The organism is Mycobacterium sp. (assembly GCF_019247615.1).
Classification (GTDB): Bacteria; Actinomycetota; Actinomycetes; order Mycobacteriales; family Mycobacteriaceae; genus Mycobacterium.
Genome location: NZ_JAFBAT010000053.1, coordinates 1 through 9,388 on the forward strand (window position 1 = coordinate 1; position 9,388 = coordinate 9,388).

A 9,388-nucleotide genomic window follows, 5' to 3' on the forward strand; every position below is an offset into this window, starting at 1 on the left:
CCAATGTCCGCGCTGCACGGCGACAACGTTGTGACCAAGTCGGAGCAGACGCCGTGGTACGAGGGCCCCCCGCTGCTCTCGCACCTCGAAGAGGTCTACATCGCCGGCGACCGCAACCTCGTGGACGTGCGGTTCCCGGTGCAGTACGTCATCCGGCCCCACACCCGCGAACATCAGGACCACCGCAGCTATGCCGGCACCGTGGCCAGCGGGGTGATGCGCCCGGGAGACGAGGTGGTGGTGCTTCCGATCGGCAAGACCACGCGGATCACCGCGATCGACGGGCCGACCGGCCCTGTCGCCGAGGCGTTTCCGCCGATGGCTGTCTCGATAAGCCTCGCCGACCACATCGACATATCGCGCGGCGACATGATCGCGCGCACCAACAACCATCCCAGGGTCACCCAGCACTTCGACGCGACCGTGTGTTGGATGGGCGACAATTCGGCGCTCGAGCCCGGGCGCGACTACCTCATCAAGCACACCACCCGGACCACGCGCGCGAGGATCACCGCGCTCGACTACCGGCTCGACGTCAACACCCTGCATCGCGACAAGACCGCGACGGCGTTGAAGCTCAACGAACTCGGCCGCATTTCCCTGCGCACTCAGCTACCCCTGCTGCTCGACGAATACACGCGCAACGCCAGCACCGGCTCGTTCATCCTCATCGACCCCGACACCAACGGCACGGTGGCCGCGGGGATGGTGCTGCGCGACGTCTCGGCTCAGGTGGCGAGCCCGAACACCGTGCGGCACGCCTCATTGGTCACCGCAGCCGACCGGGCGACCCGGGGCCGAACGGTCTGGTTCACCGGCCTGTCGGGGGCCGGCAAGTCCTCGGTGGCCATGCTGGTCGAGCAGAAGCTGCTCGAAAAGGGTGTTCCTGCTTATGTTCTCGACGGCGACAACCTGCGCCATGGCCTCAACGCCGACCTCGGCTTCAGCATGGCCGACCGTGCGGAGAACCTGCGCCGGCTGGCGCACGTGGCGACGCTGCTGGCCGACTCCGGCCAGGTCGTGCTGGTGCCGGCGATCAGCCCGCTGGCCGAGCACCGGGAAATGGCCCGTAAAGTCCACGAAGACGCGGGCTTCGACTTCGTCGAGGTCTTCTGCGACACCCCGCTGGCCGACTGCGAGAAGCGGGATCCCAAGGGCTTGTACGCCAAAGCCCGCGCGGGCGAGATCACGCACTTCACCGGCATCGACAGCCCGTATCAGCGGCCGAAGAACCCGGACTTGCGGCTCACGCCGGGCCGGACGCTCGAGGAGCAGGCGCAAAGCGTCATCGACCTGCTGGAGTCAAGGGTGTAGCGCGCACGGATGGCACAATCCACAGGGTGCGCATGTCAGCCAAGGCGGAGTACGCCGTGCGGGCGATGGTTCAGCTCGCGACGGTCGACGGCGGCATGCTCGTGAAGACCGACGATCTGGCCCAGGCGCAGGCCATACCCCCGCAATTCCTCGTCGACATCCTCACCAACCTGCGCACCGATCGCCTGGTCCGAAGCCACCGCGGTCGTGAAGGGGGCTACGAACTGGCCCGTCCCGCAGACGAGATCAGCATCGCCGACGTGCTGCGCTGCATCGACGGGCCGCTGGCCAGCGTCCGCGACATCGGCCTGGGGGACCTGCCCTATTCCGGTCCGACGGCGCCGCTGGCCGACGTGTGGCGGGCGCTGCGGGCCAGCATGCGCTCGGTGCTGGAGGAAACCACCCTGGCCGACGTCGCCGCGGGCGCCCTGCCCAGGCATGTCGCGCAACTCGCCGATGACTACCGGGACCAGGAGCACGTGCGGCACGGCTCGCCCCGGCGCCCCGACTAACCGCCCGAGCCGTAGGGCCGCGTCAGAATCTCCATCGCATGCCCGGAGGGATCCGGGAAGTACACCCCGCGCCCGCCATCCCTGGTGTTGATCTCGCCGGGCCGCTCTCGACGGGGATCGGCCCAGTGCTGCAGGCCGCGTTCCCGGATCTTGCCGTAGATCGCATCGAAGTCCTCTTCCGAAACGAGAAATGCGTAATGCTGTCGCCGGATTTCCTCGTCCTGTGGAGCGTCCGCATAATCCAGGCTGGCGCCGTGATCGAGCGCAACAACCATGAAGGGCCCGAACGGCTTCGGACTCGGCAGGCCGAACAGCTCGGCGAGGAACTCCGCGGACTCCCGCTTGTCCCGCGACGCCACGATGGTGTGATTGAAACTGATGCTCATGCTCCCAGTCTCCCCCTCCCACGAGCGTGCGTGTTTCTCCGCTGACACGCCGTAAACGCCGTCATTCTGAGCACTCTCGCACCGCCGGCAGCATCACTTCGGCGCCGTAAGCTCCAGGGCGATGTTGTCCGGGTCGCGGAATTCCAGAATGTATGACGGGCCGATGTCTTTGACCGGCTCGTGTGAGACGCCGACCTCGTCGAGATGTGTTGCCGCAGAATCCAATTCGTCCTTGCTGGCGAGCCGGAACGCGATGTGGTCGAGCCCGCAGCGGTCCTCGTCGAAGCGGTCCGATGCGACCGGCCGCAGCCCGATCAGCGTGCCGCCGAGGTCGTAGACGACGCCGCCGTACAGGAAACTCAACTGCTTGCGGGTTGCTTCGTCGGCATTGTCGGGGACTTCCAGCAACACCGGCCAGCCGAACACGCTCTCGTAGAACCGCCGCGACCGCTCGATGTCGGTGACGGTCAACCGGACATGCGCGATGGAGGTACATGGCAAACCCATCCGACCCATGCTGCCAGAATCGCGTCTGTGCAGATAGCGATGACCATGCCGGTGATGGAGCCCCACCTGGACGCGGCGGTGCTGGAGAACTGGGCCCGAGGCATCGACGAGGGGCCGTTCTCGTCGCTGTGCTGGGGCGAGCGCATCGCCTTCCCGAACCCCGACAACGTGACGCTGCTCGGCGCGCTGGCCGCATGGACCCACCGGGTGCGGCTGCTCACGACCGTGATCGTGCCCCAACTGCACCACCCCGTCATGCTGGCCAAGGCGCTGGCCACCGGAGACGTGCTGTGCGGCGGCCGGCTGAGCGTCGGCGTCGGGGTGGGTGGACGGCACGAGGACTATCGCGCCGTGGGCGCCGACCCCGCGACGCAGACCATCCGCGGCCTGGCCGAACGCGTGGCGGTGATGAAACGGGTCTGGTGCGGCGAAAAGATCACCGAATCGGTGCTCCCCGTCGGTCCGGCCCCCGTCCAGCCCGGGGGCCCGCCATTGTTCGTCGGCACCCTCGGGCCGAAGACTATCCGCAGCGCGGCGGCGTGGGCCGACGGCCTGGCCGGCACCACTTTGGACCTTGATGCAGCCAGGCAAAACCAGCTGTTCGACATCGCGAGAGACGCGTGGGTGCGGGCGGACAAGCAAAAACCCCACCTGGTCACGTCGTTCTGGTTCGCGTTCGGGCCGCCCGAGCGGGCCCGCGCGCAGGTGCACGCCCATTTGCGTCGCTACCTGAACTGGATACCGGCCGAATACGTCGACGCGATGGCGCCGATGACCGGCTGGGCCGGCGACGAGGACGAGTTGCTCGAGGTGCTGCGCAGGTTCCAGGCGATCGGGACCGACGAGGTCCAGCTCATCCCGACGAGTACGGACCTCGACCAGCTGCGTCGCGCGGCCGACGTGGCGCGACAGCTCGGGGCGGGATGAGCTGAACCTCGTCGGTGGCGGACTGCTGGGGAGGCTGTCCCTTGCGCAGCGTCGCCAGCAGCTCCCGGTACGGGCCGACCAGGTAGACGGTGTCGCCGCCGCGCAGCCAGGCGTCCCGTCGCGGGTGCAGCTCGACGGGCGCGTCGTGCCGGGTGATGGCGATCACCCGCGTCTGGGTGGACAGCTTGAACATCTGCAGCCCGTCGAGTTCGCTGCCGGCCGCCACATGCATCCCGCCGACCATGAAAGAGCGCTGCCCGACTGAAAACGTTCCCAGCACTTGCAATCCCATCGCGGCGCCGATGAACCATGGTGCCGCCAGTTCTACCGTCGAGCGAACGTTTTCGAAACCGAACCGCTGGGCCACCGCCGCTCCCAGCGCGCGGTCGTACACGCGCAGCACGAGCGGAACGTCGGGCCGGACGACATCGGGCAGGACGCGCGGGCCCAACACCTCGCGCAGCACGATCGCGGCCTCGATGTTCACCATGTCGTCGTGCGTCAGCACCGCCACGGCGCGGGCATGTCTGACCCCGGCCGATTCCAGTGTCTGCCGCAGCGTCCCGTCCCCGAAGATGACGGGCACGTCGAGGTCGGCGGCCGCCGACAGGAAGCGGTTGTTCTCGTTTTGCTCGATGACGGCGACGTCGTAGCCGGCGGCGATCAGGTCGGCGACGACCCGGCTGCCGAATGATCCCAGCCCGATGACGATGACGTGATTGCGGAGATGACGTGCGCGCTGCCGTCCGGTGGAGCGGGCGAGGCGGCGTGACAGCAGCAGGTCCGCGATGAACGCGACCAGGACCGCGGTGGTCGTCACGCCGGCGAGCATCAGCATGATGCTGAACAGCCGCAGCCAGGTCGGTTGGTGCAGGAAGCTGAAGTCGCCGTAACCCACCGTCGCGATCGTCTCGGTGGTGAAATACAACGCGTCGACCCAATTCATGCCCGGATGGGGTTGGTAAAAGAACCGCAACAGCACCGTTGACCCGACGAGCAGAATGAACGCGGCCGCCAACGCGCGGAAAAGCATCGGGTTGACGTCGTCGCGCAGGGCGCGTGCGGCGTCGAGTCCCCGCCGTAGCCTGCGTCGGCGTGCGCGCGTCGTGGTGGGCCGCGGGACCCTGATGCCGCGGTCGGCCAACTCGTCGGTGGTGCCGATCATCGCGGTCCAGTCGCCGGCGTGCACCGGCAGATCGCGGCCCGGACATGCCTCCACCTCGCCGGGGCTGGCGCAGTTCTCGCCGTGGATCACCGCCACCGGTGCCAGGTCGCCGTAGATCTCGCGCAGCGTTGCGTCCCGCGGTGCCTCCGCGCCGGAGACGACGAACTTGATGCCGGCCGCCTCGAACGGGTGCATGGTGTGCGCAAGGCATGCCTCGACGACCGACGGCGCCGCAAGCTCCGCGACGTCCAGAATCGCGCCGGGTCGCCGGTCTGCGGCCATCGCCGTGCGCAGTACGTCGTTGGCGATCCGCGCCACCACCCGCACCTCGGGGTTGGCTTTCCTTGCCAGCAGCGCGATTTCGAGGTTCGTCGCGTCGTTTTTCCCGGCGCAGATCACGGCCAGTGCGCGCGTGACCTCCGCGCTGGCGAGCTCGGCGGGGCTGGCGAGTTTGACGACGTGCACACCGGCGTTGTTGAGCTCCTCGACAATGGTGTTCGCCAGCGAGTCGTCGCCGCTGACGATGATGTGGCCCCGCATGCTTATCCCCTCTTTGCTGCTACGACTATCGAACACCGTGCCGATTTGCGCCACCGAAAAGCCTTGCCCCGGGATGCGTTACTCGGGCATGCCCACAGCGCGGCGCGGCCGCATCGAGGAGATGCTGCGGAGGATCAAGCGAGCAGCCGAGGCGGTCGCCTGATCGATCCGTCCTTCACACTGCGCGAACGTCGGACGGTGACCAGAACGCCCGCATCGAGGTGATCTTGGCGTCGTCGTCGAACAGCATCGTCGAGATGGGCGAGATTCGGGTGCGGCTGCCGCCGGCGTCAAGGGTGAGGTGCCACAAGAAGGCCGCCTCGTTACCACCGACCCGCAGTTCGGCGAGCTCGGTCTGCTTCTCGAGGTCTTGGAACGCCGCGTAGAACTCGCGGATGGCGTCGTGACCGCGCCGGAGATCCGACCCGATCGGGTCCTCGACGGTCGCGTCCGCGGCGTAAAGGGTCAGGACATCCTCAGCGGTGCCGGTGGCGACCAGCTCCAGGTATCGATTGACGGTCTGGGTGATGGCTTCGGGGGTCGGCATAGCCTCGGACGGTACCCGGCTTCGATTCGACGGCGATACTGGCTGCGTGCCTTTCATCGAACGCGTCGCGTCCCGCGAGATATACCGCAACCAGTGGCTCGTGCTGCGAGAGGACGAGATCCGGCGACCGGACGGCAGCCCCGGCATTTACAGCGTGGTGGACAAGCAGACGTACGCGCTCGTGATGCCCTATGACGAGAACCGTTTCCGGTTGGTCGAGCAGTTCCGGTATCCCCTCGGCGCGCGTCGCTGGGAGTTTCCGCAGGGCACCGCCCCGGATCTAGCGGACGCCGAACCGTCCGAGCTGGCTGCCCGCGAGCTGCGCGAGGAAACGGGATTAAGCGCGGCCTCCTTCGAGGCGCTCGGCCAGCTCGACACCGCCCCCGGAATGACCAGTCAGCGCGGTTGGGTGTTTCTGGCGACGGGCATCACCGAAGGGAAAGCCGACCGGGAGCCCGAGGAGCAGGACATGCGCAGCGCGTGGTTCCCGCGCGAGGACGTCGAGGAGATGATGCGCTCGGGCGTGATTGCCGACGCCCAGTCGATCGCGGCTTACGGCCTGTTCCTGTTGCGCGGGGGATGAGTTCTGCACGCCCCTGGCCTGCGGGCCGTCGGATTGGCTTGCGGCGCTGAGGCTTTCGCCGTGGCGAAATGGTCGCGCTAGAGGCGTGCCGCGCCAGTTATGCGCAGCTTTGCGGCGACGAGGGTGGGGCTTGCCGGGACGTCAAAGCAGTTCCGCCATCATTGATTGGATGCATGGCATGCCGGCCCGCCAGTGTGCTTTTAGGGTTGGTGCACTCATCAGAGGTGGTGAAGAAGGATGACGAATGAGCAAGGTAGTTGCAGCTGCCCAGCAGTTTCACCGGCGTTGATGGGTCACCCGTGCCCCTTAAACGCGTCGATGAACTGAAGCCCGGCGACAGGATCCGCATGAGGATCGGGCACGCTACCGTCGTCTCGGTCGAGCCACTTGAGGACGACCGCACCCTGCTCACGTTTGCCTACGGTACGAAGGGCGCTGCCGACAACGATGTCACCGTCGATGTCCTGGAGGATGACGAGTGGGGTTGGAAAGACGAGGACCATACGTGATTCCGGTAATCCGCTCGGCGGAACGTCAGGCAGCCGGGTCGGGTTAGACCTAACTTACGTTTCTTGGTGCTTGTAGCCAACAAGCGATGTTTAGGTGGACGGTTCCCAGCGCCAGCCGTTGTTGTTCATGCAGACGATGTTTTCGCCGTCGCCGGCTACCCCGGTCGCTCCGTGGTCGCGGTTGCGGCAAAATTCACCCGGTTCGTTGCAGTTGCCCCCGTTGGACACGGGATGACAACTTGATGGCGTCAGCGGTGGCGCGGGGAAAGCGGGGCGAACAGTGACGCGGTGAGCACGAGGGCGCCGAATACATGGTCCACGCGGCCTAGTGTTGCCTTTGATCCAATCGCATGGTGTGAAAAAGGCCATGCTCTACCACCTGTGGGTAAAACTGGACAGGTGTCCAGTCAGTGCTCTAGCCTTACCACGTGTCCAAAGTTCCCAGCAGATCCGCTCGACTTGCCCACGCGGCCAAACATGCCGAGTTATGGAATGCCGGTAAAAAAGACGAGTGGGTAGCGTCCTGGCGCACAATCTGCCCCGGCGGGGTTCGTATGTTCGATCCGGTCGGCACAGAGGAGAAGCACGGTTTCGACACCGCGACCTCTGAGGCATTCGACACGTTCCAGTCAATCCTGAAGATCAAAATGCTGACTGTTCAGGTGAACGGAAACGAGATGGCATGGGTGTGTGAGAATCACTTTGGCACTGAGCCGAACGTTCAAATGGCCTATAGCATCGAAACATTCGCGTGGGACGACGACGGCAACCTGTTAATCAAGACCTACTACCCAATGCCGGAATCCGTTGGTGCCGACGCCGATCCATACGCTCATCTGCTCGAAGAGCAGAAATAGCGCATAGGTAGCGCATAGGTACAACCGCGCGCCGCTGTCCTGTTTACGCTGGTCAGCTACCTAACCGCGGCGCAATGGGACCGCCACGTTGTTCGCCGCGTTGGAGATCGCCACCGGAAAGGTGACCGACCGCTGCTATGAACGGGACGGCAAAGCCGAGTTCTTGGACTTCCTCAAGACCGTCGCGCGGGCCTGCCCTCGGCGAAAATTACATGTGGTCTGCGATAACTACCACACCCAGAAACACGACGACATTGCTGGCAACGCCTGCGTTCGCTACTCGCACCGATGTGAGTAGAGTCTTCGCACCAGCCTCGATGTACGAAGGTGGTGAGGCGAACTCGATGAGACTTTCAACACGCGCGGCTGCCCTAGCGGTCGCTGCGCTATTTGCTGTATCGGCAGCGGCGAATACGACAGCGGCAGCCATGCCATGGTGCGGGGCCGATTCGCTGAGCCTCAGTACCCGCGGGCCCATTTCGCCCGGCCAACAGCCGTATATCACCGTTGAGTTGATTTTTACGAACGTCTCCCATCAGACCTGCACCCTGCAGGGCTACCCGGGCGTGGACCTCGTCGGCCCCGACGATCCGACATTAGGCCCGACCTACAGCGTGCCGAGAACGAGCGGCGATGTGCAGCCCGTGGTCCTCGCGCCGGGCGCATCCGCCCGCAGCAATCTGGGCTTCCTGCCAAAATTAGGCCCCCACGGCCCGGAGTCCGCCTGGCTGCCGACAACGATCGTGGTGACTCCGCCGGACTCCACGACACAGCTACGGACCCCGTGGATTCCCGGCGGCCTCACCGTTCTACGACAGGGCGACGGGGCACAACCGGGCGCCAACATCGGACCGTTGTATCCGGACGAGTGAAACCCGCTGAAAAGGCCTCCGCTGGCTGGTGAGAGCCGGTTTTGAGACAGTGCCCCCGGCAGGATTCGAACTAGCCGTGCGGTAAATCTGCGACAAGCTTTCTACCTGCGAAAAGCCTTGTGCTGTATTGAGATTCACCGCTTCCGACCCGCTGACAGACCTGGACAAATCAGGCGCATGCTGGCATGCAGATCAAGCAAATATCAAGCAGGAAGGCAAACAGATGGCAGGCAAGCGGAATCGCCGCTCGTGGGGATGGGTGGCGCGGCAGCGATCCGGCAGGTATCTCGCGTCCTACATCGGGCCAGACCTGGCCCGCCACTACGCCGGTGCCACGTACACGAGCAAGCTCGACGCGAAGGCATGGGCTGGCGGCAGAGCGCAGGCTCCGAATCTTTCTGTGTTGTTTCGGTTGGGCCGAAAAGCTCTAGAGGTTTCCCAGAGATTTATGGATGCGGCATCCCGCTAACTGCGGACGATCGGTTATCAGTCGTCTGGTGAGATAAGCGGCTCATTCGGCATGAAGCGGTGAACGCTCCTTACCGTCGCCGACTGCCCAAGGCTGGATTGGCCCGAGGCGGAAGTACACGGACACCACTGGGCCACACCGTGGTGGCCCGAGCAGGTGCCGCTGTGGGTTTGACTATGCGAGTAGGTGCCATCGCGACA

The 9,388-nt window shown here is 65.4% G+C and carries 12 protein-coding genes and 1 pseudogene; 8 read left to right on the top strand and 5 right to left on the bottom strand.

What is annotated here, in order from left to right; all coding sequences use genetic code 11:
• Both cysC and JO059_RS03565 read left to right on the top strand, forming a co-directional pair.
• Positions 1-1,314, top strand: a 1,314-nt coding sequence (cysC, locus tag JO059_RS03560) for an adenylyl-sulfate kinase (protein WP_293314740.1), incomplete at its 5' end; no start/stop codon positions are given.
• 26 nt (positions 1,315-1,340) lie between these two features.
• Complete coding sequence (locus tag JO059_RS03565; RefSeq protein ID WP_293314741.1) at positions 1,341-1,826, top strand: RrF2 family transcriptional regulator; 486 nt, start codon at positions 1,341-1,343, stop codon at positions 1,824-1,826.
• Here JO059_RS03565 and JO059_RS03570 read toward each other — a convergent pair.
• Both JO059_RS03570 and JO059_RS03575 read right to left on the bottom strand, forming a co-directional pair.
• The gene (locus JO059_RS03570; RefSeq protein ID WP_293314742.1) at positions 1,823-2,212 is read right to left on the bottom strand and encodes a VOC family protein; all 390 of its coding nucleotides are present in this window, start codon (positions 2,210-2,212) and stop codon (positions 1,823-1,825) included. The genes JO059_RS03565 and JO059_RS03570 overlap by 4 nt on opposite strands.
• A gap of 93 nt (positions 2,213-2,305) precedes the next feature.
• Positions 2,306-2,719: a VOC family protein gene (locus JO059_RS03575; protein ID WP_293314743.1), complete on the bottom strand. Its 414-nt coding sequence runs from the start codon at positions 2,717-2,719 to the stop codon at positions 2,306-2,308.
• Positions 2,720-2,758: 39 nt separating this feature from the next.
• Here JO059_RS03575 and JO059_RS03580 point away from each other — a divergent pair, with 39 nt between their 5' ends.
• Complete coding sequence (locus JO059_RS03580; protein ID WP_293314749.1) at positions 2,759-3,646, top strand: LLM class flavin-dependent oxidoreductase; 888 nt, start codon at positions 2,759-2,761, stop codon at positions 3,644-3,646.
• Here JO059_RS03580 and JO059_RS03585 read toward each other — a convergent pair.
• Both JO059_RS03585 and JO059_RS03590 read right to left on the bottom strand, forming a co-directional pair.
• Positions 3,573-5,351: an NAD-binding protein gene (locus tag JO059_RS03585; RefSeq protein ID WP_293314750.1), complete on the bottom strand. Its 1,779-nt coding sequence runs from the start codon at positions 5,349-5,351 to the stop codon at positions 3,573-3,575. The two genes, JO059_RS03580 and JO059_RS03585, sit on opposite strands and share 74 nt — an antisense overlap.
• A 175-nt stretch (positions 5,352-5,526) precedes the next feature.
• A complete protein-coding gene (locus tag JO059_RS03590) occupies positions 5,527-5,898 on the bottom strand; it encodes a nuclear transport factor 2 family protein (protein WP_293314744.1) in 372 nt (123 codons plus the stop codon).
• A gap of 46 nt (positions 5,899-5,944) precedes the next feature.
• Here JO059_RS03590 and JO059_RS03595 point away from each other — a divergent pair, with 46 nt between their 5' ends.
• The 5 genes and pseudogenes from JO059_RS03595 to JO059_RS03615 all read left to right on the top strand — a co-directional run bounded on the left by JO059_RS03595 (position 5,945) and on the right by JO059_RS03615 (position 8,719).
• Entirely contained in the window at positions 5,945-6,481 is a 537-nt protein-coding gene (locus JO059_RS03595; protein ID WP_293314745.1) for an NUDIX hydrolase, read from the top strand.
• A gap of 257 nt (positions 6,482-6,738) precedes the next feature.
• Positions 6,739-6,990 (top strand): hypothetical protein, encoded by a 252-nt coding sequence (locus tag JO059_RS03600; RefSeq protein WP_293314746.1) that lies wholly within the window; start codon positions 6,739-6,741, stop codon positions 6,988-6,990.
• Between the two features lie 428 nt (positions 6,991-7,418).
• Positions 7,419-7,847 (top strand): hypothetical protein, encoded by a 429-nt coding sequence (locus JO059_RS03605; RefSeq protein ID WP_293314747.1) that lies wholly within the window; start codon positions 7,419-7,421, stop codon positions 7,845-7,847.
• A 67-nt stretch (positions 7,848-7,914) separates the two neighbouring features.
• Positions 7,915-8,103 (top strand): annotated as a pseudogene (locus JO059_RS03610) (IS630 family transposase); the annotation flags it as partial.
• Positions 8,104-8,275: 172 nt separating this feature from the next.
• A complete protein-coding gene (locus JO059_RS03615) occupies positions 8,276-8,719 on the top strand; it encodes a DUF4232 domain-containing protein (protein ID WP_293314748.1) in 444 nt (147 codons plus the stop codon).
• 486 nt (positions 8,720-9,205) lie between these two features.
• On the opposite strand, the gene JO059_RS22890 is transcribed toward JO059_RS03615, so the two are convergent.
• On the bottom strand, positions 9,206-9,388 hold a 183-nt coding region (locus JO059_RS22890), incomplete at its 5' end, for a DUF3761 domain-containing protein (RefSeq protein WP_366516145.1).

What these genes read in the sequence shown, in the direction of transcription:
- JO059_RS03570 (WP_293314742.1), bottom strand. Translation starts at nt 2,212, where the DNA reads ATGAGCATCAGTTTCAATCACACCATCGTGGCGTCGCGGGACAAGCGG.
- JO059_RS03575 (WP_293314743.1), bottom strand. Translation starts at nt 2,719, where the DNA reads ATGGGTTTGCCATGTACCTCCATCGCGCATGTCCGGTTGACCGTCACC.
- JO059_RS03580 (WP_293314749.1), top strand. Translation starts at nt 2,759, where the DNA reads ATGACCATGCCGGTGATGGAGCCCCACCTGGACGCGGCGGTGCTGGAG.
- JO059_RS03585 (WP_293314750.1), bottom strand. Translation starts at nt 5,351, where the DNA reads ATGCGGGGCCACATCATCGTCAGCGGCGACGACTCGCTGGCGAACACC.
- JO059_RS03590 (WP_293314744.1), bottom strand. Translation starts at nt 5,898, where the DNA reads ATGCCGACCCCCGAAGCCATCACCCAGACCGTCAATCGATACCTGGAG.
- JO059_RS03615 (WP_293314748.1), top strand. Translation starts at nt 8,276, where the DNA reads ATGCCATGGTGCGGGGCCGATTCGCTGAGCCTCAGTACCCGCGGGCCC.